This window comes from Agromyces humatus (assembly GCF_021228295.1).
Lineage (GTDB): Bacteria > Actinomycetota > Actinomycetes > Actinomycetales > Microbacteriaceae > Agromyces > Agromyces humatus.
Genome location: NZ_JAJQPD010000005.1, coordinates 189120 through 214958, shown reverse-complemented (window position 1 = coordinate 214958; position 25839 = coordinate 189120). Strand labels below are relative to the sequence as shown.

24 protein-coding genes and 1 pseudogene are annotated in these 25839 nt (G+C 66.0%); 13 read left to right on the top strand and 12 right to left on the bottom strand.

The annotated features are described in order from the left end of the window. Nucleotides 1–25: 25 nt before the first annotated feature. The gene (locus LSF15_RS10425; protein WP_232498466.1) at nt 26–1546 is read right to left on the bottom strand and encodes an MFS transporter; all 1521 of its coding nucleotides are present in this window, start codon (nt 1544–1546) and stop codon (nt 26–28) included. Nucleotides 1547–1646: 100 nt separating this feature from the next. On the opposite strand from LSF15_RS10425, the gene LSF15_RS10420 reads away from it, so the two are divergent. From LSF15_RS10420 to LSF15_RS10410, 3 genes are all read left to right on the top strand, one after another. Continuing rightward, the gene (locus tag LSF15_RS10420) at nt 1647–2294 is read left to right on the top strand and encodes a winged helix-turn-helix transcriptional regulator (RefSeq protein WP_232498465.1); all 648 of its coding nucleotides are present in this window, start codon (nt 1647–1649) and stop codon (nt 2292–2294) included. Between the two features lie 4 nt (nt 2295–2298). Continuing rightward, nucleotides 2299–2781 carry a metallopeptidase family protein gene (locus LSF15_RS10415; protein WP_232498464.1) on the top strand — a complete coding sequence of 161 codons (483 nt, stop codon included), beginning with the start codon at nt 2299–2301 and terminating at the stop codon, nt 2779–2781. A 65-nt stretch (nt 2782–2846) separates the two neighbouring features. Beyond that, entirely contained in the window at nt 2847–3110 is a 264-nt protein-coding gene (locus LSF15_RS10410) for a pyridoxamine 5'-phosphate oxidase family protein (RefSeq protein WP_232498463.1), read from the top strand. Between the two features lie 80 nt (nt 3111–3190). Here LSF15_RS10410 and LSF15_RS10405 read toward each other — a convergent pair whose 3' ends face one another. Further along, nucleotides 3191–3772: a hypothetical protein gene (locus LSF15_RS10405; RefSeq protein WP_232498462.1), complete on the bottom strand. Its 582-nt coding sequence runs from the start codon at nt 3770–3772 to the stop codon at nt 3191–3193. 434 nt (nt 3773–4206) lie between these two features. On the opposite strand from LSF15_RS10405, the pseudogene LSF15_RS10400 reads away from it, so the two are divergent. Together LSF15_RS10400 and LSF15_RS10395 are read left to right on the top strand one after the other, a co-directional pair. Continuing rightward, nucleotides 4207–4398, top strand: a pseudogene (locus LSF15_RS10400) (IS481 family transposase); the annotation flags it as partial. Between the two features lie 19 nt (nt 4399–4417). Continuing rightward, nucleotides 4418–4771, top strand: coding sequence for a hypothetical protein (locus LSF15_RS10395; RefSeq protein ID WP_232498461.1), 354 nt, complete (start codon nt 4418–4420; stop codon nt 4769–4771). Nucleotides 4772–4989: 218 nt separating this feature from the next. Here the strand turns inward: LSF15_RS10395 and LSF15_RS10390 are convergent, their stop codons facing one another. Continuing rightward, the gene (locus tag LSF15_RS10390; RefSeq protein ID WP_308188457.1) at nt 4990–5688 is read right to left on the bottom strand and encodes a hypothetical protein; all 699 of its coding nucleotides are present in this window, start codon (nt 5686–5688) and stop codon (nt 4990–4992) included. A 99-nt stretch (nt 5689–5787) separates the two neighbouring features. Between LSF15_RS10390 and LSF15_RS10385 the strand changes: the two genes are divergently transcribed. Together LSF15_RS10385 and LSF15_RS10380 are read left to right on the top strand one after the other, a co-directional pair. Further along, entirely contained in the window at nt 5788–5964 is a 177-nt protein-coding gene (locus LSF15_RS10385; protein WP_232498460.1) for a ribbon-helix-helix protein, CopG family, read from the top strand. 21 nt (nt 5965–5985) lie between these two features. Next, nucleotides 5986–6369, top strand: coding sequence for a type II toxin-antitoxin system death-on-curing family toxin (locus LSF15_RS10380; protein WP_232498459.1), 384 nt, complete (start codon nt 5986–5988; stop codon nt 6367–6369). A gap of 99 nt (nt 6370–6468) precedes the next feature. On the opposite strand, the gene LSF15_RS10375 is transcribed toward LSF15_RS10380, so the two are convergent. Then, a complete protein-coding gene (locus LSF15_RS10375) occupies nt 6469–7674 on the bottom strand; it encodes a serine hydrolase domain-containing protein (protein ID WP_232498458.1) in 1206 nt (401 codons plus the stop codon). A gap of 8 nt (nt 7675–7682) precedes the next feature. Continuing rightward, complete coding sequence (locus tag LSF15_RS10370; protein ID WP_232498457.1) at nt 7683–8912, bottom strand: serine hydrolase domain-containing protein; 1230 nt, start codon at nt 8910–8912, stop codon at nt 7683–7685. 299 nt (nt 8913–9211) lie between these two features. On the opposite strand from LSF15_RS10370, the gene LSF15_RS10365 reads away from it, so the two are divergent. From LSF15_RS10365 to LSF15_RS10355, 3 genes are all read left to right on the top strand, one after another. Next, entirely contained in the window at nt 9212–9514 is a 303-nt protein-coding gene (locus LSF15_RS10365; RefSeq protein ID WP_232498456.1) for a serine hydrolase, read from the top strand. 67 nt (nt 9515–9581) lie between these two features. Further along, nucleotides 9582–10133, top strand: coding sequence for a sigma-70 family RNA polymerase sigma factor family protein (locus LSF15_RS10360; protein WP_232498455.1), 552 nt, complete (start codon nt 9582–9584; stop codon nt 10131–10133). A gap of 271 nt (nt 10134–10404) precedes the next feature. Next, on the top strand, nt 10405–12402 hold the full coding sequence (locus tag LSF15_RS10355; RefSeq protein WP_232498454.1) for a phospholipase D-like domain-containing protein: 1998 nt from the start codon (nt 10405–10407) through the stop codon (nt 12400–12402). Nucleotides 12403–12437: 35 nt separating this feature from the next. Here LSF15_RS10355 and LSF15_RS10350 read toward each other — a convergent pair whose 3' ends face one another. Continuing rightward, complete coding sequence (locus LSF15_RS10350) at nt 12438–14198, bottom strand: ABC1 kinase family protein (protein WP_232498453.1); 1761 nt, start codon at nt 14196–14198, stop codon at nt 12438–12440. A gap of 5 nt (nt 14199–14203) precedes the next feature. Continuing rightward, nucleotides 14204–14773, bottom strand: coding sequence for a PadR family transcriptional regulator (locus LSF15_RS10345; RefSeq protein ID WP_232498452.1), 570 nt, complete (start codon nt 14771–14773; stop codon nt 14204–14206). Nucleotides 14774–15089: 316 nt separating this feature from the next. Here LSF15_RS10345 and LSF15_RS10340 point away from each other — a divergent pair, with 316 nt between their 5' ends. Continuing rightward, nucleotides 15090–16559 (top strand): restriction endonuclease, encoded by a 1470-nt coding sequence (locus LSF15_RS10340; protein WP_232498451.1) that lies wholly within the window; start codon nt 15090–15092, stop codon nt 16557–16559. A gap of 445 nt (nt 16560–17004) precedes the next feature. On the opposite strand, the gene LSF15_RS10335 is transcribed toward LSF15_RS10340, so the two are convergent. Next, nucleotides 17005–19332 carry a P-loop ATPase, Sll1717 family gene (locus LSF15_RS10335; RefSeq protein WP_232498450.1) on the bottom strand — a complete coding sequence of 776 codons (2328 nt, stop codon included), beginning with the start codon at nt 19330–19332 and terminating at the stop codon, nt 17005–17007. A gap of 189 nt (nt 19333–19521) precedes the next feature. On the opposite strand from LSF15_RS10335, the gene LSF15_RS10330 reads away from it, so the two are divergent. Further along, complete coding sequence (locus LSF15_RS10330; RefSeq protein ID WP_232498449.1) at nt 19522–22122, top strand: ATP-dependent Clp protease ATP-binding subunit; 2601 nt, start codon at nt 19522–19524, stop codon at nt 22120–22122. Between the two features lie 112 nt (nt 22123–22234). On the opposite strand, the gene LSF15_RS10325 is transcribed toward LSF15_RS10330, so the two are convergent. From LSF15_RS10325 to LSF15_RS10310, 4 genes are all read right to left on the bottom strand, one after another. Beyond that, nucleotides 22235–23677, bottom strand: a complete 1443-nt coding sequence (locus LSF15_RS10325; protein ID WP_232498448.1) for an alpha/beta hydrolase family protein — start codon at nt 23675–23677, stop codon at nt 22235–22237. A 114-nt stretch (nt 23678–23791) separates the two neighbouring features. Continuing rightward, nucleotides 23792–24049: a hypothetical protein gene (locus LSF15_RS10320; RefSeq protein WP_232498447.1), complete on the bottom strand. Its 258-nt coding sequence runs from the start codon at nt 24047–24049 to the stop codon at nt 23792–23794. Then, nucleotides 24042–24377, bottom strand: a complete 336-nt coding sequence (locus tag LSF15_RS10315) for an ArsR/SmtB family transcription factor (protein WP_232498446.1) — start codon at nt 24375–24377, stop codon at nt 24042–24044. The genes LSF15_RS10320 and LSF15_RS10315 overlap by 8 nt, the downstream gene beginning before the upstream one ends. A 225-nt stretch (nt 24378–24602) precedes the next feature. Beyond that, nucleotides 24603–24986, bottom strand: coding sequence for a hypothetical protein (locus LSF15_RS10310; RefSeq protein ID WP_232498445.1), 384 nt, complete (start codon nt 24984–24986; stop codon nt 24603–24605). 8 nt (nt 24987–24994) lie between these two features. Here LSF15_RS10310 and LSF15_RS10305 point away from each other — a divergent pair, with 8 nt between their 5' ends. Beyond that, the gene (locus tag LSF15_RS10305; RefSeq protein WP_372459975.1) at nt 24995–25801 is read left to right on the top strand and encodes an oxidoreductase; all 807 of its coding nucleotides are present in this window, start codon (nt 24995–24997) and stop codon (nt 25799–25801) included. The last annotated feature ends 38 nt before the right edge of the window (nt 25802–25839 follow it).

Genomic DNA, 25839 nt, shown 5'->3' with positions numbered 1-25839 from the left:
GGTCAGCGACATTGGTCGCCACACTCTACGGCCTCTCCGTGCTTCCGCAGTTCCGGGCTGGCCCTGATGCGGTGGCGGATGTCTCGGGCGTGCGTGCCGCACCTCGCGACCGATGAGACCCGAGGAGGATGAGCGCGGCCAGCAAGCCGAGGAGTGCGCAACCGACGGCGACGAACAACGCGCTCTGGAACCCGTGGGTCATCGCGGTGACCGAGTCGACTGCACCCGTTCCGAGCAGCTCTGCGGTGCGCGAGGCGGCAACCGTCGACAGCACGGCCAAGCCCAACGCTCCGCCGATCGTGAAGAGGGTGTCGGCGAGGCCCGCGGCCAGGCCGGACTCTTCGTCACGCACGCCCGACAGCGCTGCGACCTGTGCACCGACGAAGGCCGCTCCGAGTCCGGTACCGAAGACGAGCAGCCCGAGAAACACGTTGCGGAAGAGTCCGCCGTCGACCGACATCAGCGTCAGGAGGAGGCTGCCCGCCGCGATGAGCGCCATCCCCGCCGCCGCGACCAGCCGGAAGCCGCGCTTCGTCACGACGAACTGCCCCGCGAATGAGCCGACGACCGACATCACCGTCAAGACCGCCGTCATGAGGCCGAACTGCACGGCCGACGCGCCGAGCACCCGCTGTGCGTAGAGCGTCAGGATGAACAGGACGCCGTCGACGGTCATTCCCGCCACCAGCAGCACGATGTTGCCACCCACGAGCCGACGAGAGCGGAAGATGCGCAACGGCACCAATGGGGCTTTCGAGCGCTTCTCGATGACGAGGAAGACGGCCATCAGCGCAGCCGAGGCGGCGAAGACGGCCCACGTCAGTGGGCTTGCCCAACCGGTGGCCGGCGCCTCCGTGATGCCGTAGACGAGCAGCACCAGCGCCAGGGTGACGGTCACCGCGCCGGCCACGTCGAAGGTGCGGGGCAGCCCCGGGTTGCGACTCTCGCGGATCAGGACCCGGCACAGCACCAGCAGTGCGATCCCGATCGGCACGTTCATGAAGAAGATCCACTCCCAGCCCAGATGAGCGGTGATCGGGCCGCCGAGCAGGAGGCCCGCTGTTCCGCCGACCCCGCCGATGCCGCCCCAGATGCCCAGCGCCAGGTTCCGGTCGGGGCCATCGGTGAACGTGACCAGCACGAGCGACAGTGCGGTCGGAGCCATGATGGCCGCGCCGGCGCCCTGCGCAACACGGAACGCGAGCAATGCCTCGGGCGACCAGGCCAGCCCGCACAGGAGCGAAGCGGCCGTGAACACGGCGATGCCGATCATGAAGATGCGTCGTCGGCCCAGCAGATCGGCCAGGCGTCCTCCGAAGAGCATCAGGCCGCCGAATGTCAGCAGGTAGGTGCTCAGCACCCACTGCACGCTGGCTTCCGTGAACCCCAATTGCTCTTGCACCTGCGGCACGGCGACGTACACGATCGTGCCATCGAGGATCACGATGAAGAACGCGCTGCCGAGCACGGCCAGCACGAGCCACCTTCGTGGATCTGGCGCCGCCGGGTCGACCGCGGGCATGCGTGCACTGATCGGGTTGCCCATGATGCGTCACCTCGATTGGCTCTGGTTCGACTCTACTATTAATCAGTTAGTAATAACTACTTAAGAGTTGTTCTCTGCTCCTCACGCCTAGACTGGGCACATGGCAGGGCAACGTACGTACGACGATGGGTGCGGCATCGCCCGCGCTCTCGACGCCGTCGGAGAGCGGTGGGCACTCCTCGTGATTCGCGAACTCTTGCTCGGCCCGAAGCGATTCACCGACTTGCGCACCGGTCTCCCCGGGGTGAGCGCGAACATCCTGTCGCAGCGACTGCGCGAGCTCGAAGCGTCGGGCGTGGTTCTGCGGCGCCGGCTGGAGCCGCCCGCCGGCTCCTGGGTCTATGAGTTGACCGATCGCGGACGTGGCCTCGAGCACGTCATCCTCGATCTCGGGCGCTGGGGCCTGCAGTCCGACGCACCGCGGCAGGACGCGCCGATCGGCGTCGACTCGGTGATCCTCTCCCTGCGTGCGCTATTCGACCCGAAGGCTGCGGGCGACCTCCACGCCGAGTACGAGCTGCGGCTCGACGGGTATCGATTCACGGCAGTCGTCGACGACGGCCGCATCGACGTGGCTCGAGGCGCGGCCGAACATGCCGACGCGGTCATCGAGGCCACACCCCGCCGACTCGACTCGATGGTCTCGGGTGAACTGTCGGTGACCGAGCTGGTGCATTCCGGCGGGGCCACCGTCGAGGGTGACCTGGCCGCGGTCGAACGCTTCGCAACACTCTTCTCGGCGAGCTGATCGGATGGACGACGTCGAACTGGACGGCGTTGCCGATTGGGTCCGAGCACGGATGCATCCGCTCGCGTGGTTCGCCCGCCAAGCTGAGCTCGTCGCGGTCCCATCGAACACGAGCGACGAGCGGCACAATTGGGACATGGTCGAGATCTCCGATGACGACTTCGAGCGAATGGTCTCCGAGGTGTTCGACGCGCTCCCCGACGAGATGGTCCGTGGGGTCGAGAATGTCGCGATCGTCGTCGAGAATCAGCCGCTGGGAGAGCGACCGCGGCTGTTCGGGCTGTACCGCGGGCATCCGCTGACCACGCGCGGGGTCTACGGCTTCGGAGAGCTTCCCGACCGCATCACGCTGTACAAGAACAACCCGCAGGAGTACAGCGTCGACCTCGAGGCACTGCGTTCGCGGGTCCGTATCACGCTCGTGCACGAGATCGGTCACTACTTCGGGCTCGACGACGCTCGGCTCCGCGAGCTCGGCTGGGCGTAGGGCGGATACCGCGGGCCACGAGGCATCCGTCACGACGTCGTTTCACGGCGTTCTCGTCTTCACGCATGGGCAGACTCTTCGAATCCATCGACGACAACTTGAAGGCATTGATCGAGACGATCGCCCATCTTCGTGAGAACGGGCGAATCTGCCTGATGTTCAACTCCTTCGACGGCCGCCGGCGAATCGTGCGACTGCACGGCACCGGGACGGTTTCACTGCCCGGAGATGCAGCCTTCGAAGGCATGGCCGAGTACCGCGTCGAGAAGAACACGCGGAGCATCGACGGTCTCCCCGGGCTTGCGGCCAAGCCTCGCCGAATGTCGTAGGCCTCGAGCGCGCCGCCCTTTCAACTGCCGATGCGCAAGTCGCGCCATCCGAACCCTCCGGGCTCGGGCAGCGCTGCGGATCAGGCCGGGACGATGAACGTGAGAACTACAGCGCTGACGAGCGCAATGAATGCCAGGGACTCCGCGCCGATTCCAATGCTCAATGCAATTGATTTGACCTTGTTGCTGCGGTGAGCCCTCTTCATTTGACCAACGAGATGCTCAATCAGGTTTCCTTCGATGAAGCTGCCGGGCGAGTCGACGAGCTCCCTCCTGTTTTCTATGTTCTCTTCGCCCAAGTAGCGGATGATTCCCTTGGGGCTCTTGAAATTCCACCAGCGGTACCGATGTGGCCAGTTCACAACTAGGCCCGCCACGAGTGCGCCGAAGAAGGCGATCAACCCGACCACGAAGAACATGAAGGTCCAACCACGAAGGGCTGCCTCGGTGCGGTCGAGGTTCCAGTTGAGTGTGAGTACACCCAGTAGGAGCGTGACAACGGAGGAGGATGTCCAAATCACGGCGGTGCCGCGAGACTCCAAGGAATTCTTCACGCCAAGCATCAAGCCCAGTTCGCCAGATTGAACGTCCAAGAACGTTCGGGCGGCGCTAGGACCCGGCTGGTCCTCGGCGTCGGTCTCTTCTTCGTCGCTGAGCGTCATAGTTCGAGCAGGTCGATTGTGAAGGTTCCCGTATCGGTCGCATTCACGTCCACCGTCGCCAGAGGCTGTTCCGTCCACTCCAGCGCGTCAACCTCCGCGACCTGAAACGCTGCAAGTACCTGAGAAAGGGACCCAAGTCCCCCTTCCCCAATGGCGCTTCCACTGTCATCAAGAATGGATAGCAAGTGGTACCGGCCAGAGTCGATAATCGACTGATCGTCGCTATCCGGTATCGGATCGGCTTCTCTCGGTCGGACCTGAATCCGGAATGGCGACGACCCCGACTGCGCGTCTCTGAGGATCAACCACATGACAGCACCCCCCAGCGCTGGAATGCCCGAAGCCTACCGCTCGCGCACCAGAGTGGGAAGTAGCAAGTCGACGGGATCAACGACCTCCCGTCACCAGGGCTACAAGAACCTGCGGTCGCCGCCAACCGCAGCCATCGCTCTGAGCCACGGGCGGGCATCGCGTTCGTACAACCGTCATCGATGACCACTCCCGTGTCGGGTAATGCCGAGATCCACGACGATGAACGAGCCGAGACCGCAATCGGGGTGCTGCGCCGGGCGGTGTCCTGGTTCGCCGCGCGGAGTGTGACCGTGGAATGGGTGCGGTCCGACGACGCGCGGGTAGGGCGACGCCGTGCCCTCTCTTCTCCTCGCTGTCGCGGCAGCCGCGTTCGGCCTCAGCGTCGGAACCCTGCAGGCCTATTCCTATCTTCCCCGGCCGCAGCGTCTGCCCTCGATCGCAATTGCCCTGATGCTCGGAATCGGTGTCGCCTATGCGGCGTGGGGACCCGGCGGGTCGGCCGCTCCGGCCGCGATCATCGTCATCACCGCCGCCGTTGCTCTGGCCATGGCGGGCCGCCTTCGTCTGGCCGGCGACCCTCGTGTGGAGGGCCTCGGCTACTGGGAGCGGGTGTGGATGGGGATCATGCGGGCCAGCTGGTTGCGCCAGCTACCCCTCGCGCCGACGGATGCGCGCACGGAACAGTAGCCGAACGCGAGAGCGTGACCCTGCACACCGACGAACTCCCGATCGACGCCGACCTCGCGGCCTCGCTCGTTCGCAAGGAACGCCCCGAGTGGGCCGAGCTGCCACCGAACGTGACACGCCTACGGGGCCGCGCTCGATCTCGACGAGCCGACCTGGCTGCGCGTCCGCGCCTGGGCCATCGCCGTCGCGATCAGCGGCATCCCGGACTTCTGGGGCACCTACCCGGAGTTCGTCGCCGAGTGCCGCGCATGGCTCGAGGCGATCCTCGCCTTCGGCGCGCTGTGACCTCCGCAAAGGAGCCCCGCGAGACCGACCGCAATCGGGTGATCAGGCGGGGTCGATCCGGAGCACCGTCGCCGACTCGCCGACAGTGAGATCGTCGATGACGCGGATGCCGCGCGCGAGGTCATCGACAGCTCCGATGACGGTGCCGAACCGTTCACGGTCGCTGCACACGCCGTCACGCTCACGAAGTGCGAGCCGATATCCCACGTGTAGGTGGCGAACGGCGGGTGACCGCCGGGCGGAAGCGGCATGGCGAGCTTCTCACCGACGCCGAGGTAGGTGCCACGGAACTCCTCGGTGTCGTCGTACTCGATCGGCATCGAGGCCCGGGCGACCCGCAACTGCGGTGTCGCGGCCTGCACCTGCGCCATCGCCACGACCAACTCGGGGTCGGCCTTCCACACCCACACGAGGACCCGACCGGCCGCCTTGCGCATCAGGAACGGAACGGCCTGACTCATCGCCCAGACGGTGACGCCGCCGCCCGCACCCGACGGTACTGCACCGGCGCCCTTCGCCTGCGACAGCAGCATCCAGATCGCCGCCTTGCGGTGGAGGCGACCTCGGAACCCGAGGGAGTCCGTGACGGGCACCCACTTGGATCGATCGGGCTCTGATTGCAGTCGGGGCACGCTCCCAGCCTACGAGTCGGCGCCGGCTCGGCCGCTCCGGTGGGCTGGTATCACGCTGATACCGCCGCGATAGAATGGGCGTCGACGGAAGGAACCACGATGGCGATGACCCTGCGTCTCGACGAGGAGCACGACCGACTGCTCGCGGCCCTCGCTGCGAAGTTCGGGCGCTCGAAGACCGAAGTCGTCGAGATCGCTCTCGACGACCTCGCCGCTCGCGCCGACAAGTCCGCGCGCACTCGCGCTGCATTCGAGCGTGTTCGTGCCCGCGGCTGACCTGCTCGACCGCCTCGCTCAGTGACCGAATATCTCGATCCCGAAGATGTGGAAGCCCTCCTCGACGAGGAGGGCTTCCATTACAAAGACGGTGCACGCGGTCGCAATCTGCTGCTCTCGGCGCTCGCCGCACCGATGCCGGTCTTCGGAGAAGACGTGCATCCGACGCTCGACGAGAAGGCGGCCGTTCTCCTTCTGGCGGTGATGCGCAATCACGCGCTCGCCGACGGCAACAAGCGCCTGGGGTGGTTCGTGGCGACCGCCTTCCTCGAGCTCAATGGCGTCGATCTGGTGGTCGGCGATGTCGATACGGGGGATCGGTTCCTTCGCGCGGGCGCATCGGGCGACGTTGATCTGGACGGCGTCGCCCATTGGGTTCGAGAACGGATGCATCCGCTCGCGTAGAACCGCAAGCTGCAGCGTGCACAATCGGGCTGTACCGTAGGCGCCCGCTGACCACGCCCGCGCCTTCTGCGCGTGCAGCGACTGGCTCCCTGGCGTCCGCTAGTCGAGACAGGCAGTGCTCGACGTGGCGGCCACCGACGTCGGCAGCACCGGGAGGAGCGCCTTGACGATCTTGAAGAACTCCTCGCCGGTGCCGCCATCTCCGTTGCCGATGAGGGCGAACACGGCGCCGGAGCCCTCGAAATAGTGCACGTGCGCACCGTATCCCGGCTCGGCGCCGCTGTGGTTGAGGTCGAGGAGGCATCCCGAGTCCGGGTCGATGTGGACGCTCACCCCGAGCCCGTACCCGTATCCCGCGTCGGTGGTACCGGGGGCGAGGTCGTCGATGCGGGCAGCTCGCATCTCGGGGGTGAGCCCGTAGCCTTCACCGAGGGCGAGCCCCCACGTGTGCAGGTCGTCGATCGTCGAGAGCATGGCGCCGGCCGCCCACGCTTCATGGTTGGCCCAGTCGGTGGTGTCGGTGGGTTGCGGGAGCCCCGGGCAGAACTCCGAGTAGCCGTGGTTCAGGGGCTCGGCCAGCACGCCATCGGGAGCGAAGCGGCTGCGAGTCATCTCGAGCGGCTCGAGCAGGTGCTCATCGATCAGCGTGCTGAGGTCGGTGCCGGTCGTGTGTTCGAGAATGCGTCCGAGCAGGAAGGTGTTGTATCCCGAGTAGTTGTCTCCCTGGCCAGGTGCGAAGTCCGCACGCGGCGTCGCTGCGCCGATGGCGATCATCTCATCGGGCGTGATCGTCGAGTACGGATCGGCGCAGATCCGGTCGAGCTGCGTCTGGCCCGGGCTGCCGATGCCGCTCGACATGTTCATGAGCATGCGCACGGTGATCTCGTTCGCCAGAGGGAAGTCGGGATACCACTCATCGATCGTGTCGTCGAGGGTGAGCCCGGCCGCTCCGTCGCCGATGACCTGCAGCGCGACCGTGCCGACGAGGGTCTTGGTGACGCTGCCGATCTTGGACTGGTTGGCACGGTCGATCGGCAGGTTCGAGGCGAGATCCGAGACGCCTCGGGTGGCGACCCACTCGTCTTGGCCGGGAATCCACAGCCCAACGACGACGCCGGGCATTCCCGACGCCGCGAAGCCCTCGTCGAGCGCGGCATCCAGTTGTGCAGGCAATTCGGGATCGAGGGCGGTGGTGGAGGGTGTCGGCGGGGTCGAGGCGACGTCCGACGCGCTGGCGACGCATCCGCTCAGCGCGAAGACGGTGACCGCCGCGGCCGCGACGACCGCCCATTTCGGATTCCGCATGACGCCCGTCACCCCCACGGCGCGGCGCACGGCTCGGTCGGCGGCGACCCCTTGAGCGTGGGATTCAGCACCGGCGCCAGCGCTTTGCCGACCTCCGCCACCGCGTCGCCCGTTCCGCCGTCGCCGTTGCCCAGCATCGCGAGGACCGCCCCGGTCAGCGGGTAGTACGCGAGGTTCGAGCCGTACCCGGGCTCGGCGCCGGCGTGCGAGACGCTGGTGACGCAGCCGGTCGCGACGTCGTACTCGACACCCGTACCGAGGCCGTACCCGGCTCCGGTCTGTCCTGGGAGCGCCGCGATGTCCACGTACCGCTCGGCCTGCAGCTCGGGGGTCACGCCCGCGCCCTCGCCGAGGGCCTCGCCCCACGCATGGAGGTCGTCGAGCGTCGACACCATGGCGCCACCCGCCCAGCTTTCGCCGTTCGACCAGTCGATGGTTTCGGCCGGTTCGCCGAGCTCAGGGCAGAAGTCGGAGTAGCCGTGAGTCAGCGGGGCAGTGACCTTGCCGTCGGGCGCGAACCGGCTGCGGTCCATGTCGAAGGGCTCGGTGATGCGGTCGTGGACGAGCGTCGCGAGGTCGGTGCCGGTGACCTGCTCGAGGATGCCGCCGAGGAGGAAGTAGTTCGTGTTGGCGTACTCGAATCCTTCACCCGGAGCGAAGTCGGCGCGGGGGGTCGCCGCGCTGACCGCGATGAGCTCATCGGACGTCGGGACGGCGTACGGGGCGCTGCAGATGCGGTCGACCTGGGCCCGGCCGGCCTCGCCGGTGCCGCTCGAGTGGTTCAGCAGCATCCGTACCGTGATGTTCGATGCCTCGGGGAACTCGGGATACCACCGGTCGAGCGTGTCGTCGAGACTGATGTCGAAGTCGGACTCGCCGATCACCTGCAGCATGACCGTCGAGACGATCGTCTTGGTGATGCTGCCGATCTTCTGCTGGTTGTCGCGGCCGATCGGCTCGCCGGTGCCGACCTCGGACTCGCCCCGCGCCGAGACCCACTCGCCCTCGCCGGGGATCCACACACCGACGATGACTCCAGGCAGTCCGGATGTCGCGAACCCCGCATCGAGCGCTGCTTCGAGCTGCTCGACGAGTTCAGGATCCAGCGAGCCGGAATCTGTGGGGACGGACGTCTCGCCGTCGGTCTCCGCGACGTCCGACGCTGTGGCGACGCATCCGCTCAACAGAAAGACGGTGACCGCCGCGACCGCGACGACCACCCATTTCGGATTCCGCATGACCAGGCCCCTCGGCGTCGCGCGGGACGCAGCTCAGATCGCGCTCGGCATGGACACGAGACATCGTGACCATGCCGTCGCCCCTCGCTGAGGCTAGGGATCCGGATCGCGGGGCCGGAGCAGGTGCTCCCACCCGTGACACTACGCCCCCTGCGCGCGCCGATGCCGAACCGGATCTGCCCCACTTCAGGGGTCGAACGAGCTTTGGTGCGCGGCCTGCCTCGTCTCGATCTCGGGCAGGCGAGGGACTGCTCTCGCCGGAGGGGCAGCAACAACGCATCGACCCGTTCGACTTCGACGTGCCGGTGTACCTTCCGGACGGTTCCGATGGAGCACAGAGTCCGGCCCGCGCCTACGGCTTCGGCCTCGCGAACGGCTGGTACGGCCACACCGGAGAGCTCCCCGGCTACAACACCGTCGTGCAGCACCATCCCGAGACCGGCACCACCCTCATCGTCATGGTCGACAGCGACATCAAGTCGGGGGAGTGCCCGGACGGTTCGCCGATCACGAACGGCGGGCGCACCACCGGCCCGTGTTCGGATCCGGCGGTGTACCTCGGCGACGCGCTCGCGGAGGCGATCGGGCTCCCGCTCACCTGAGGCAGCCGGCGCGCGGTCGAGCGTGTCGGCATCGGGTTCTCCGTCGCCAAATCGTAGGGTTGCGGCCATGCTGGCAGCGTCCGCCACCCGGGCACAAGAGACGGTGTGCAGGATGCCGCGCGACTGCTTTCTCGGTGTCGCGTACTCGATCGACAAGTCGCAGGTGACCCGTGCGGCAGATCGCCCACCGCGCGAAGGAGCACATCGCCCCCAGCGACCGCGTGTCACGGTCGCCCGCGCCGAACAGGAGGCGGTCGTCGCGAGGTTCATCACGGCGGTCAACTCGGGCGACCTGCAGGGGCTGATGGATGTGCTCGCACCCGATGTGGTCTCCGTCGCCGACGGCGGCGGACTCGTGCGCGGTGCCGCGCGGCGCCCGATCCACGGCGCCGACAAGATGCCCCGCTACCTGCTTGGCGGACTCGCGAAGGCCGGCGTGGCATTCGAGGCGTGGCCGACGTGGGTGAACGGCCATCCGGCGATCCGCGGCGAGGTCGACGGCGAGCTGGCCGGTGCGGTCTACTTCGAGATCGAAGGCGGACGGATCACGCGGATCTTCTCGATCGCCAATCCGAACAAGCTCGGTCGGCTCGACGAGGCGACGGAGTTGGCGCGGTAGCGGATGCCTCGGGCGGGGCTCCAGTTCGGGCGGGCAGCGATACTGGTCGCCGCGTCCTCCCCGTCATCCGCCTCATGCCGCGCGGCGGCGCTGAGTCGCGGCATTGGATCGCCGACTGAGCCGCACCGCGTTCCCCCCCCCCCCCCCCGCTTTTCCCCCCGAACGGGCGTGGCGGCGAATCGCGTCAGGCAGTACCGTCGGCGCAGGGGATCGCCGGGTAGCCGTGCGCGAGTGTTCGCGATGCGCGCCCAGACCGTGGGGGAGGGTCACGATGCCGATGCTGTCGAGTGTCGAAACGAAGTCGGACGGGGTTGTCGCGGTGTATCGCCATGAGGCGGGCGCCCCTGACCGATACTTCTACGACCGGCAACTCCCGAACGCGCACGGCTGGAGCGACGGCGTCCGCGCGTTCCGCGCGCATGGGGCGCCGGTAGACGGGGCGGTCCCCATCTACCAGCACCGCGCGAAGTCCGGGCCGGATCGATACTTCCTGGACACCAAGATTCCGAACATACACGGGTGGCACGACGGCACCGTGGTGTTCTACGCGTTTCCAGCGCAGGTGAACGGCACGGTGCCGATCTACAGTCACCGCGCGAAGTCGGGCGTGGACCGCTACTTCTACGACACGCAAGTGCGCAACGACTATGGGTGGACCGAAGGAGTCGTCGCGTTCTACGCCTACCCCCCGGAGAATTCGACGTTGGATCTCATCGCGGGCGTCATCGGGAGTGAAGGCGGCTCGTTCCGGGGGATCACGTACGAGTTGACGACCGACAACACATTCGCTCTCCGCGACACCCCACACGTCTGGGGCGAGGGACCCACCGTCGTGGAGCCGACTGCGGGGTCGCTCAAATTCCTCTCCGACCTGCGGGATACCGTGGCGAGCGCCACTACGATTCTCGACATCACGCTTCTCTGGAACGGGGCACTGGACCTGAAGGTCCCTGGCATGCCGGACGGCGGCTTCTTGAGTGCACTCGCGGATGGTTTCGCGGCCCTAGTCCATGCAGGGAGGAACCCGCTCGTCCGAATCCTCGTCGGTGAAGCGGCGCCTTCCCCGCGGGGATTGCATCCCCCGATGTTGCTGTTCAATTGGTTCGAACTTCTCCTGAAGCAGGCGGGCCTCACACTCGGCCAAGTGGCATTCCCGGTCGTGGCCTCATTCACGCAGTCCACCTTGCTGACCTCCTGGAACCACTCGAAGATCGTGGCAGCGGACGGTCGACAGGCTCTCGTAGGTGGCCACAACCTGTGGGCGACGAACTACCTGGGGTTGAACCCGGTGCACGACGTGTCGGGTCTGATCACCGGTTCTGCGGTCAGGTGCGCACACGGGTTCTGCGGTGAGGTTTGGAAGGCGGCCTCCGACGGGGGCGTGTTGAAGGCCGGGTCGTGGTCACGCGCCCATCCGGCGGACTTCGCGACGCCGACCCTTCCGCCTCCCAATCAGACGGGTTCGACTCGAATGCTTTCGCTGGGTCGTCTGGGTCACGGCGTCGCGGGCGATCTGACCATTGCAACGAACGCGAGCGTCAGTGCTCGGGTGATGGCATTCCGGAGTGCGACCCAGATCATCCGGATCTCGCAGCAGACGCTCTATTTCAGCGCGACCTCGCTCGACGGCGGCTTCGACTTCGCCACCATTCTGGCTCTGGTTCTGGCGCTTCGCGCGGGAGTCAAGGTCCAGATCGTCGTGAGCAACGACGTGCCGCTAAGCGAAGGCGGCTACGAAGGAAACCTCCAACAGGTGCTCGATGCCATCGCAACGATCTACGTCGCGGTTGCGCTTGATATTCTCGACCACGCCCTGATCCCAGCGCACCTGGACGACTTCTCGCAGTGGGCACATCTCGCGCTGACATCGACGATCAGCGGTACGCCTGTCGTGGTGAGTCGACCTCCCACTCCGGCCTCATACAGCGGCATCTTGAGCGAACTGAATTCCAGGCTTTCCGTCGCACGGCTGCACTACGCGGACGACATCTCGTACTGGGAGGTGGATGGGTCAAAGAAGAACGCAGCCAATCACGCCAAGGTATACATCGTCGACGATTCCCTGTTCTATGTCGGATCCGACAATCTCTACCTGTCGGGCACCCCGCACGGCCTGCAGGAGTACGGGCACCTGGTCGAGGGGAAGGCAGAGACCCAAGCGTTCATCCGAGACTATTGGGACAAGATCTGGAGCTACTCCGGACCGCACGCGGTGCCGGCCTCTGTCGCGCGCTTCGTGGCGCCCGTACCTTTCCCGCCGATGATCTGATTGACCATCTGTCACAGCGCGATCAGCGCTGCCAGTCACCGTGGCCCGCGCCGCCCGAACACCCCGGCGAACAGGGCATGCAGCAGCGGGAGCACCGACACCGCGATCAGCACGCCGCCCCACACCGGCTCGTCGACGCGAAGCAGGATGCCGCCGACGAACAGGCCGACGAACAACACCGCTGAGACGATACGACGGGTCGTGCGCTCGAGCCGCTCCATCCGCTGCTCGAGCCGCGGCGAGTTCGCGACCAGGCGCCCCTCCTCGATGCGGTCTGCGAGCGCATCGAGGCGCTGCGGCAGCCGCGCGACGGTGCTCGCGACCGACAGCGCCTGCTGCCCGAGCGCCTGCACGAAGTTGCCGCGCTCGTCGCGCAGGAGTTGCGCGGCGTAGGGCTCGACGGCGTCCCACATGTTGAAGTCGGGGTCGAGCGAGCTGCACATGCCCGACGTCAGCGACATCGCCCGGATGACGAGCAGGAAGTTCTCGGGCAGCTGGAACGGCAGCGCCCGCATCACCTCGCCGAACTCGATCGCGAAGCTGCGCAGCTCGCGCTCGTCGATCTGCCGCACCTCGGCGAGGCCCATGCCTCCGAAGCGCGCGAACAGCTCGGTCATCGCTCGCTCGAGCTCAGCCGTATCGGCCGATGGCAGCAGGATGCCGACCCCACGGATGCTGTCGACCAGGCGCTTGCCGTCGCGCGCGGCGATCGCGACGATGACCTGCTGCAGGCCGCGGCGCAGTCCGTCGGGCACTTCGCCCATCATGCCGAAGTCGATGAAGGTGAGCCGCCAAGCCGGCGCGGCGGCATCCGTCACGCTCGAAGCCGGCGACGCGGCATCCGTCATCTGCTCGACCGGCGTGACGAAGATGTTGCCGGGGTGCGGGTCGGCGTGGAAGAAGCCGTCGCGAAAGAGCTGGTCGAACATGACGGTCGCGAACTGCTTCGCGACCGCCTTCGGGTCGATGCCCGCCGCCACCAGCGACTCGGTGTCGTTGATCTTGATCGCCGTCACGTCGGCGAGCGTCAGTACCCGTCGCGTCGTGCGCTCCCAGACGACTTCGGGCGCGGCGACGCGCGGGTCGCCGGCGAAGCTCGCGGCGAACCGTTCGGCGTTGCGCGCCTCTTGCAGGTAGTCGATCTCTTCGAGGCTCGTGGCGGCGAACTCCTCGACGAGCGAGGGGACGTCGACGTGGTCCGAGACGAGTCTTACGCGGCTGAGCCATCCGGCGACGCGGCGCAGCGCCGACAGGTCGACGTCGACGATCGTCTCGATGCCCGGTCGCTGCACCTTGACGACGGCTTCGTCGTATCCCATGTCGGCCGCATCGATCGGCGACAGCCGGGCGCGGTGCGCCTGACCGAGGGATGCCGCGGCCAGCGGTGCCTCGTCGAACCACGCGTACGCGCGCTCGAGCGGAACGCCCAGCTCGGCCTCGGCGAGGCGCCGGATCGCGTCGAACGGCACGGGCGGCACTTCGTCTTGCAGCCCGGCGAGCTCCTTCGTGATCTCGGGCGGCAGCACGTCGAGTCGCGACGACAGGTATTGGCCGACCTTGATCATGAGGCCGCCGAGGTCGACCGCGAGCACGTGGAAGCGCTGGGCGATGCGAGTCAGCCGCGCTTCGCGCCCGCGCGCCGCGACCTTCGCCAGGCCGAAGCGAGGCAGGACCAGCTCGAACCACCAGATCTGGATGATGTGTCGCGCGGCGAACCGCAGGATCCGCCGGTAGCGGGCGCGTGTGTTACCGACATCGGGCGTCGAGTCTGCTGGACGCCGACGTGCCGAGGGCACCGAGGTCAGTCCTGAGCGAGGATCGAGTAGAGACGACGACGCGCGTCGTCGAGCACCTCGACCGCCTGCTTGACCTGATCGGGAGTGCCCGTGCGCCCGACCTGCGCCGCCGCCTGTGCGAGCTCGATGCCGGCCTTCGGGAGCGCCCCGACCGTGCCGGAATCGCGCGCGCCCGACGTCTGCCACGGTGCCGGACGATCAGCGGATGCCTCGGCCTCGGCCCGCCCCGCTTCGGTCAGCGAGTAGGTCTTGCGGCCGTCCGCCTCCTCTGCGCTGATGAGCCCCTCGTCGGCGAGCAGCTGCAGCGTCGGATACACCGAGCCCGCGCTCGGCTTCCACGCGCCGCCGCTGCGCTCGGCGATCTCGCTGATGATCTGGTAGCCGTGCATCGGCCGCTCGGCGAGCAGCGCGAGCACCGCCGCGCGCACGTCGCCGCGGCTCATCCGCGGCGCGACCTTCTGCTCGAACATGCCACGGAGCTGTTCCATGGCCTCCCACAGGCCACCTCCGGAGCCGCCCTGCCCCCACCCGCCCGTGGAACCGGTGAAGCCGTCGCCCATGAATGAACCGGTCATGATGTCCTCCCTGAACCGGGCGCTCGCCCGGGTCTCGACGATATATCAACGATATATCGTTCGGGTCCTCCGGGGTAGACCGTGAATTCGGGGTCGACCTGAGCGCGTCAGCCGTGTCGGGTGACGCGCAGGCCGCGCCGGGGCAGACGACATTCAGGTATCGCTCTGCGTCGTCTTCCGTTGCCAGCTCGAGCGCGAGTCGACACCCGGCGTCGGCACCCGCGGATGGCGAACATTCCGTCGAGTCGATGGGAGTCCCGCGCACCGCCGTTGGGTCAGATCACCTGTCATGAGTTCCGATCGATACAGTCCACATGTGATCACAATCAGTGCAGTGAGGGGCCATGTGCTCGAAGAACTGCTCGCCGAACTCCTCCGGGCCAGTGGGTATGAGCTGCTTGTCGACGCGGACCAAGACGCATTCGCTTTGGTGGCTGGGCCAAACGGCCTACGTGTTCGTGGCCGTGGAGCAGATCATCAGGCTGACGTACTCGGGCAACTGCGTCTCGCATTGCCCTTCACCTTCCCAATAAGACTGTTCGTGGAGGCCAAGTACCGAACAGGGAAAACCTCCTTGGCCGACGTCCGCAATGCGGTGGGCGTGCTAAACGACGTGAACGAGCACTTCTCCACAGCGGCCGCCCAAGCAGCCGGGCTCAAGACACGCCATGTCTACAGGTATGCACTGTTCTCAGCGAGCGGGTTCACTCAAGATGCGCAGTCATATGCGCTTGCGCATCAACTCTCCCTCATCGACTTGAGCGCGCCCGCGTTCGAGCCGATTCTCCAACTGGCAGCGCGCATTGCTAACGCATTATTCGACCTTGCGTCGGACGTTGGCGTCGACCGCTTCCCCATCGGTCAAGTTCGGGATGCTCTGCGAGGCGCATTCGGAACGTTGCCGGGTCAATCTAGGGCGGACGACTTCGAAAGCTTGTCGAGCGCGGAGGCAGCCGCCAAGAATGCGACGACGAACGGGGGCCTTCCGATCGATCGACTTGCGCGGATCGCCGCGGAGGCCGCTGACTCAGACCTAGCAATGTATTTCGCCTTCACAGCTACCCCATTCATCGCTGTGCTCGTGCCCGACGAGCCCGTCGACGCCGCAGTCTTCTTCGGCGATGCGCGCGAAGCCAGGCGAGACATCAGGATCGTCTTTGCCGGCGAAGACGCCGCAAACGGTGAGTGGGCGCTGATTGCGCAGCAGGGTGACCGCCCAGTGACGCTTCGGTTAGCCACGGCGCCCGGGATTGAACCGTGGCTGCTTGGCGGAGCTCCGACGACTGACGGAGATGACCGCACGGGCCTGCTCACTGTGAGCGTTGATGGCAACGAGGTAGAGCTAGCATTCGAGCCGATCCAGATCGAAAGCACAGCACCCGAGCTATGGAGAATTGCCCGCACGGAACGCCAAAATCGCGAGTTCGCATTTCGTCCCGAACGGCGGAGCGATCTCGACGAAGCAGCGTGGAGCTGGGCGGCGATTCAAGAACTCATGGTCCGACTTCGACTGGAGGCACCAGTCCAGGCTCGGATTATTGAAATTGCTTCGCGTAATGGCGGCATCATTACGCGTGGCGAGGTCTATGCGTATGCGGGCTTCCCGCCAGATCGCATGCTTAAAGGATTCACACGTCCAACTAACAGAATTGCAAACGTGCTGAAGAGTAAGGGCATGCTTCCCGACGACGCACAAATGCCACTTCAAGCCGAATATGACGGCGCCGTGGCAGCGACCCACTTCGTTGTGCCGCGCGAGTTCGTGCTGTTCTTTGACAGGAGATAGGGGAAGATGTTCGCCTACCTGCTGCGAGTCGTGGTGCAGCGATCTGCGGTCGGGCCGCGCGCTGGCAGGATGCCACGCATTAATCTTGCCCGCGCCGGCTCGATCGCGTTCGCGGATCTTCGATGTGTAACCCGATAGGTGCAGTGGGCGAGGACCTCGCACACATCGAACCTCTCCTGAGCGCATCGACATCGCTGGTGTCGACGTCGGTCTGGCGGGAGATGACAACGGATGTCTCGCGGCCCGAGACGTTTGGTCAGGTGGTGTCCCACGAAACCATGCAGCCGTGACCGCGTGCGGGCGTGGGCGGTCACGTGGTGTGTCTAGCATCGTCCGCGCGGTAGGCCTAGCAAACCAAGCCGCACTTGCTGGGAGTTGGTCGCCAAGCACGCCAAGTCAGGCGTGGTCTTTAGATCACCCCACTTCTGCCATAGCCGCTCAAGCCTTACTTCGCACTCTCGGTTAGCGTCGTGTCACGAACGTCTGGGTGGTGTAAGTCGTCGTCTCGAATCTCCAAGTAACTACGGAATGCTGGATGCACCCGGAATCTGATATCCTCCCCACCGTTTGAAGCGCTTCGCTCAGCCACCTTGAGTTTTCGCTTCGCGGCAGTTTCGCCCTCCACATGAATGAACTCCCCTTGACGCACTTCAATACCGAGGAACGACGTTCGAATCAGCCATTGGCGCACGTCGCTCGGCGACTCTGCAGCGGACAGGAGGCCCTCGAGTTCGGCACCGCCAAGCGTGGAGTCCACGCCAGCAAACTCGAACAGCAGTTCCTCAAGATCGAAAGGTTCCGCATCGCTTTCGACGAGCAGTGCGTCGATCGCGAACTTAGAGTACTGATGTTCTGCGAATACCACGTCGCTGCTCTCGATCGCGTGGTGGCGACGATTAATCGCGGTCGTAAGGGCGGCGTTGGCAAAGTAGATGAGGTCGCGGGGGCGAGGAAGCGTGCGCCACAGAAAGTAGTCCCGCGTGGGAAGCCCGCGAACCTCGCCAGCAAAGACTTCTTCCCACATGTCTGGGGCGACGCCGTTGCGATTCTTCTTTGATCGTTTCGCGGCGTATCGCTCCTCCAGGACGCGGACTAACAATTCCTCGTCCTGCCATTGGACGGCCAGGACGCCGATCTTGTCGGGTTCGCGCGCGAAGCCTGCAACCCGATCGTAAATATCGGTTCGGAGGAACACCGTCAGCGTCACATTGACCGGGTCGAGCCCTCTGGGCGGCTTCGCGAAGTCCTTCTCAACACGCCCGATCGCGGAGAGTAGAGCGAGGATGAACTTGGACATCACCTCATAATCGGCACCATGTTCCCAAGCCTTGTCAAGATTGTCGATCAGCACCGCAACCCGCTGAAAGTCGCGAAGTGTCTCGAGAATTAGGTCCCTCAATCGACCGAGTCGGTTGGTCTTGAGTTCTCGCGCAATGAACTCTTGATCAGTTTCATCCGCACGTCGGTTCTTGTTGCTCAGGCTCGCGACGGCCTTTTCCAGTCGTGCGGACATGTCGTCGTCCGACCGGATGCCCAGATCGTTCAGCTCCGATTCGAGAGCAAGGTAAGCGGCATTCGTTCCAGTGCTTGCGGGGCGTTCACTGGCGAATGTGATAGTGCGGGTGGCGATCTCTGTGTAGATGAGGTAAGTCCAAAGTGAGAGGAGGACATACTCCGAACTGGGGCCGAGCCCACGGACAACTTCCACTAGCCCTGCAAGTTCGTATGCTGACGGTTTGATGGCAACGACTAGGTTTCGCCTGTCCTTTCGGAGCTCGATCACCGCTTGACTCATAGTCGCCGTCTTACCGGTCCCCTTCCGGCCGACGAACACCTTCGCAGTCCCTGCCATGATCGAGCGAAACTCACTGGTGTCAATGAAGTAGTCATTTAGCTCTTCGCGCTCATACTCGGCGACGTATTGGCCGAAGCTCTCCAGGGGGAGTTCAATATCGAGGGCGAGGCGCCCGAGTCGTTTGTTGGTACCTGCTGCTTTCGGCACGCTGTCCAGCCAGTGACCAACCTGCTCCTGGAGTTTCGCGGCGCTGGAGTAGGTATAGAGCATGTCCTTGTAATCCAAGGGTGACTTGAAGCCATCCTCAGCCACCATCAGCAGTGGCAGATCAAACCCGTGTGCGATGCCTGCCATAAAGCTGGCGCGCGCGTTGTGGATCCTTGCTCGGTGACGGTGTGGACCGAGCAAGTGGAAGATTGCCGCGGAGGACTGATAAATCTGCTTCACATAAAAGTCAAGCGGTGCCAACCCGAGGTCATCGCCGCCACCGAGCACTTTGAGATCGGTACGCCGTTCCAGGTACTTCTCGAGCGTTTGAACGGCTTGAAAACGTACCGGCACGGTCGGAGCGAAGACCGCGTCGGACTCTCGGGCCTTTCCCGACGCCAGCAGCGTCCCAAGGAGAGTCGCCGGCTCGAGCGTTGGGTTCTTCTCAATCCAGCGCTCGGCGAGCCTGTCAACATTGCCCGCGTAGTCAACTCGTCCAATCGTTGAGAGGATGGACAGCTCGTCCCAGAGACGCAACGCTTCCACGTCAGTGTCGTCCACTGCTAGCCAAAGGTGCTTGTTCCGCGCAAGTCCGAAGCCAGCCTCGAATAGCACATTGTTGTTGAGATCGCTCACCTCGGCCAGCAGTGCGTCTGACTCGTCGATCCTCGCGCAGATTTCCGCGATCAGCGTGCGGCCCTCTATTGGAAGGTCTTCCCATGTGGAAGCTACTGTTTCGAAGTCGTTTAGGCGGGCTGCCGTGTCGCGCATAGTCTCCGCTCGCAGAGATGAGTGACTGCTGTATGCAAAGAACAGTGGTGTGCCCGTCATACCCACACGATGCCATAGCCCGGATGTCGAGGTTGCGCTTGTCGCGAGGAATCGCAGTCGCGCTGGGAATACCCACGCCCCCACCTTGTTGAACTTGAGCGTACCCAACTCAAGTTCCCAGGAGGATTGGTGCCCGAAGACTTCAACCCCGAAGCCGGCTCGAGCTCGTTCGACGAGTTCCTGTCCCGGTATCTAGCGGGAGAGCAGGCGCGTCAGGCTCGGTCGATCGACCTCAGCCGGTTCCTGACCGCCCGCACGCAAGGCATCCTGCAGCAGGCAGGACGCTTCGCGCTCGAGCGCGGCCAGACCGAGCTCGACGCCCTGCACATCCTGCGCGTCATCGTCGAAGACGAGGCCGTGAAGCAGGCGATCGAGCGCATCGGCGTCGCCCCCGAGCGCATCATCACTGCGACCGAGGCGCGCCTGCCCGGTTCGGGTGAGACGGCCGACATCAACTCGGCCACGATCACCCCGAGCGCGAGCCGTGCGCTGTTCCACAGCTACCAGGTGGCGCGCTCGAGCGGCTCGACGTACATCGACCCCGAGCACCTCTTCTTCGCGCTCGTGCTGGGGCAAGATGCCCCTGCCGGCCAGGTGCTCGCGCGCGCGGGCGTCACCGCCGAGGCCCTCACGCAGGGTCTGCGCGATGGTGTTGACGCAGGCGAATTTCGAGACGGGGCTGAAGGATTTCGAGACGGCGCTGGCGCGCCTCCTCAATCCACTACAACCCCGATGCTCGACAAGTTCGGCACCGACCTCACGGAGCTGGCCGAGAACGGCGAGCTCGACCCCGTGATCGGGCGGGTCGACGAGATCGAGCAGACCATCGAGATCCTCAGCCGTCGCACCAAGAACAACCCGGTGCTGATCGGTGAGGCCGGCGTCGGCAAGACGGCGATCGTCGAGGGCCTCGCCCGCGCGATCGTCGAGGAGTCGGTGCCCGAGGCCCTGCTGGGCAAGCGAGTGATCTCGCTCGACCTGCCCGGCATGCTCGCCGGCACCCGCTACCGCGGCGACTTCGAGGAGCGCCTCACCAAGACCATGGAGGAGATCGCCGCCAACAAGGGCGAGTTCATCGTGTTCATCGATGAGATCCACACCGTGGTCGGTGCGGGCGGATCGGGCGACGGCGGCACCGACGCAGGCAACATCCTCAAGCCGCGCCTCGCGCGCGGTGAGCTGCACCTCGTGGGTGCGACGACGCTCAAGGAGTACCGCGTCATCGAGAAGGACCCTGCGCTCGAGCGCCGGTTCCAGCCGGTGAAGGTCGGCGAGCCGAGCATCGAAGACGCCGTGCTGATCCTGCACGGCCTGAAGCCCGCGTATGAAGAGCACCACGGTGTTCAGTACACGGATGCCGCGCTGAGGGCTTCGGTCGAATTGTCGGCCCGGTACCTCACCGACCGCGTGCTGCCCGACAAGGCCATCGACCTCATCGACCAGGCCGGGGCGCGACTGCGCCTGCGGCTCGGCGTGAAGGTCGACGTGTCGGCCCTCATCGAGCGTCTCGCGACGCTCGAGGCTGATAAGAACGCTGCCGTCGGGGCCGAGCATTATGAAGAGGCGTCGCGGATTCGGGATGAGATCTCTAAGGTGCAGGCGAAGTTGGATGAGGCGAGCTCGAAGGGTTTCGAGACGGCCGCGGGCGGCCTCCTCAACCAGCAGAGTGCCGTCATCGACGAGGCCGAGATCGCCGCGGTGATCTCGCGGGCCACCGGGATTCCGGTGAACCGCCTCACCGAGAGCGATCGCGAGCGCCTCGGCGACCTTGAAGGCGAGCTGCACGCGCGCGTCATCGGCCAGGACGACGCGGTCACCGCGGTCGCCAAGGCCGTGCGCCGCAGCCGCACGGGCATGGGCGACGCCAAGCGTCCGGTCGGATCGTTCCTGTTCCTCGGGCCGACGGGTGTCGGCAAGACCGAGCTGGCGCGTGCGCTGGCGTCGTCGCTCTTCGACGACGAGCAGGCGATCGTGCGCTTCGACATGAGCGAGTTCGGCGAGCGGCACACCGTGTCGCGGCTCGTCGGCGCCCCTCCCGGCTATGTCGGGTACGACGAGGCTGGCCAGCTCACCGAGCGCGTGCGGCGCAACCCGTACTCGATCGTGCTGTTCGACGAGATCGAGAAGGCGCACCCCGACGTGTTCAACCTGCTGCTGCAGGTGCTCGACGACGGACGCCTCACCGACGGCCAGGGTCGCACGGTCGACTTCCGCAACACGGTGATCGTGATGACCTCGAACCTCGGTTCGGAGTTCCTCGCGTCGCGCTCGGGTGCGCTCGGGTTCGTGGCATCGGCTGATGGCTCTGGGTTCTCGTCGCAGGACGACGTGCGCCAGCGGGTCATGGGCAAGGTGCGCGAGGCCATGCGGCCCGAGTTCCTGAACCGCATCGACGAGATCGTGCTGTTCCAGAAGCTCGACCAGCCGCAGCTCGAGCAGATCGTGCGGCTCATGCTTGGGGCATCCGCCGCTCGCCTGTCTGCGCGCGAGGTCACCTTCGAGGTGACGGATGCCGCGGTGGCGCTGCTCGTGGAACGCGGCTACGAGCCCGAGTACGGTGCCCGTCCGCTGCGTCGCGTGATCCAGCGCGAGATCGACGACCGCATCAGCGACCTGTTCGTCAGCGGTGCGCTCGGCGACGGCGAGGGTGTGCGAGTGGATGCCGCAGACGGCGAGTTCGTCGTCGTGCCGGTTCCGCGCGCGACCGTGGAGCTGGTGCAAGCGGCGTAAGCGCGCGGCATCCGCGGTACCGAAGTGCGGAATAGCGAACGCCCTGCCCTCATCACGAGGGCCGGGCGTTCGTCATCTCTCAGTCAGGCTTGTGCGCACGGACGCAGACCCGTCACACCGTGAACAGCCCCCACCACGCCGCCCACGGCACCAAGACGATCGCGCCGGCGAGCAACGTGCCCAACCTGACGCCCGCGCCGACAGCGACCCGATCGCGCGCCTGCCACCACGCGATCCCGGTCCAAGCCGCAGCGCCGACGACCACCAACGCGAGCAGCTGAAGGAGCAGCCAGACCGCTGGGCGTCCGAGAACGACCGGCCCGATCGGCTCGGTCGCGCCCGTCGCCATCACGTAGCCGAGCAGGCACACCGTTCCGAGCAGCGTGACGAGACCCGCGGCCGAAACGAGACGCGCGGGCCACGCCGCTGGACCGGGTTCCCGTTGCCCTCTCAGACGTCGCACCAGAGCCGAGACCGGGTAGGACAGGAACGCCACGAGGAGCACGAACCCGGCCACGGCATGCATCCCAATCGACTCGTACCACGCGAGCGGCCCGAGCGGCTCGGGCGCGCCGACCTGCTGCGCGGCGATCGGGGACGGGCAGTCGAACGAACCATTCTCCAGGCTGCCGACCCAGGCGGGCGCGAGGTGCACGTAGCCGTTCGCGAAGTGCTCGTCGCCGTCGAAGCCGTTCCGACTGGTGTGGAATTCGTGGTCGGCCCGGCGCACCACGCACACCGTGGCATCCGTCGATCTGCTGAGCGTCTCGGAGAACAGGCGCGCGCTGGTGAGGGGAGCCGTCGACTGGTCGAACTCGGCGAGCAGGACGAGCGTCGGGACGCGCACCTGATCCAGGGCGGGCAACGGGTCGTAGGCGGCTTCGGGGAACAGGCCGCCTTCGACCATCAGGCGAGTCAGGTTGACTCCGACCGGCCCGCACAATCGCTCGGGGAATCCCGACTGCACGAGATACCGGCAGGTGCTCCACGCCTGCACCTCCGCTGGCGGGTGGGCGCTGGCCCCGGCCAGGATGACGAATCCGACCTCGTCGTGTGAAGCCGCGGCCAATGGCACCACCCAGCCGCCTTCGCTGTGCCCCCACATTCCGGCGCGTGCCGGATCGACGTCGGGGCGAGCCTGCAGCAGTCGAAGACCCGCGACCGCGTCGTCGCCCAACTGCGCATACGAGCGCTCTGTGAGCGAGTACCCGACTGTGCGCTTGTCGTAGATGAGGGTGACGATTCCGGATGCCGCGAACGCGCGGGCCTCCTCCAGGTAGTCGGAGCGCTCGCGCGCACCCGACCCTGACACGATCACGACGGCCGGATGACGCGGATCACCCGTAAACGGCGTCGCGGCGGGAGCCGCAGGTTGTGCCGACGGAATGAGCACCGTGCCATGCAGGGTGAGGCCGTCGTTCTCGAACGACACGTCTTCAGTGGTGTACGCGGAGCCGCTGTGCTCCTCAGCGGCGACCGGGGTCGATGATGCGGCGATGCCGAGTGCGACGATCAATGTCGACACTGCGAGCCGGGCCATGGTTGTAGGCAGCATGATGCGCCTATCCTTTCGGTGGAGATCTTGTCGTGTTCAGAGCACGCCTTTGGGCGTGTACGGCGGTCTTCTCCCGGGTTGCCGAGCGCCTACTCGGTAACCCGGGGCCTTGCGTCAATCGATGACGGTGAGGACTTTCTCGATCGCGACCAGTCGCGCCTGGACCTCGGCGAGTTGCGATGCAACGCCGTCGAGTTGGCGTTGCGTCGCTTCGTGGCTGGCGACCGCGCGTTCGCCGAGCTTGCGATATTCACCCTCTCGAACCAGTGCCGCCTTGGCACGCCACGTCGAGGCGAGCTGCCAGATGATCACGACGAGGATGATGCTCAGCAGTCCGGCGATGGCGAGGAAGACGAGCAGCCCCTCACTCATGTTCGCCCCCTTTCTCTGCGTCGGGCAACGTGAGGGAGTTCGCGCCGCGCGCGATCGTCTCCGGACTCAGTTGCAGTGCGAACGGTTGCACGGAATAGAACTTCATTGCTTTCCCCTCTTCCGAGATCTGCAGTTGTGAGGTGACGAGGCCGGCTGCCTCGAGGCGGCGGAGGTGAACCTGCAGCAGCGGCCTGCTGATCTCCAGCTCGCGAGCGAGTTGGCTCACGTAGGTGGCGCCCCGAACGAGCGTGGCGACCACGCGCATTCGGTGCGGGTTGGACAGCGCCGCCATGATGCGCATCATTTCGTCCCCGGTGTACTCACTCAAGCTTTCTCCTTGCATGTGCCAACAAAGTATTGCAGGTGCAAACACTACTGTCAATAGTTGTCCATGGTTCCCGTACTCGTACACCGAGAGGCGTCTCTGCAGACGCAGTGCAACCACGCTCCTCGCGGAGCGCGGCTACGAGCGACGGCCCGGCCCTCCTGAGGAGGGCCGGGCCTTGGTCATCCGAACTGCATCGGGGCTAGCATGTCGCGGTCGACGCTATGGTCAGCCAAGGAGACGGGTGACCGCGGTCGTCACCACCTCGCGGACCCTCGCGTCGGAGGTGTCGTCGAGCACGAGCGGCAGGATCGACGCGACCACGATGATGATCGCGAGGGCCTCGGCGGCGTCGAACCGGGTCGAGACCACGCCGGATGCCTGGGCGTCGGCGATGGCGGCCGCCTTCGCGGCATCCGTTGCCAATAGCTCGGGCGAGCGCATGCCGGCGCCGCCGCGCTCGAGGCGGTCCCACAGCGCGAGACGAACGAGCTCGGGGCGCTCGAGATAGGAGTCGACGAGATCACCCGCATATTCGTCGAGGTGCTGGGCGTCGATGGGATTCTCGGCGACCAACCGGGCGATGAGGGCGGCGAATACGGCGTCGAACAACTGCTCTGGTGACCGGTGCCTCGTCCGGCATCGGCGAGCAGACCGCACTCGAACTGCTGCGCCGCGGCTTCACCGTCTACGGCGCCGCGCGGCGGGTGGACCGCATGTCGGCGCTCGTCGACGCCGGCGGCCACGCGATCGCCATGGACGTGACGGATGACGCGTCCGTCCGCGCCGCGGTCGACCGCATCGACTCGGAACAGGGGCGCATCGACGTGCTCGTCAACAACGCAGGCTACGGGTCGTACGGCGCTCTCGAAGACGTGCCGATCGGCGAGGCGCGGCGTCAGTTCGAGGTCAACGTGTTCGGCCTCGCCCGCATTACCCAGCTCGTGCTGCCGGGAATGCGCGCACGCCGTTCCGGCGCCATCGTGAACATCTCCTCCATCGGCGGACGCATCTACGAACCGCTCGGAGCCTGGTACCACGCCACGAAGTTCGCGGTCGAGGGCCTGAGTGACTCGCTCCGCGTCGAGCTCGAGCCGCACGGCATCCGCGTCGTCGTCATCCAGCCGGGTGCCATCCGCACGGAATGGAACGGCATTTCACGTCGCAGCGCCGCTCGCCTGTCTGCGCGCGAGGTCACCTTCGAGGTGACGGATGCCGCGGTGGCGCTGCTCGCGGAGCGCGGCTACGAGCCCGAGTACGGTGCCCGTCCGCTGCGTCGCGTGATCCAGCGCGAGATCGACGACCGCATCAGCGACCTGTTCGTCAGCGGTGCGCTCGGCGACGGCGAGGGCGTGCGAGTGGATGCCGCGGGCGGCGAGTTCGTCGTCGCGCCGGTGCCGCGCGCGACCGTCTCACTCGCCGCGTAGCCGTCGGTCGAGTAGGCGCGCCAGCGCCGTATCGAGAC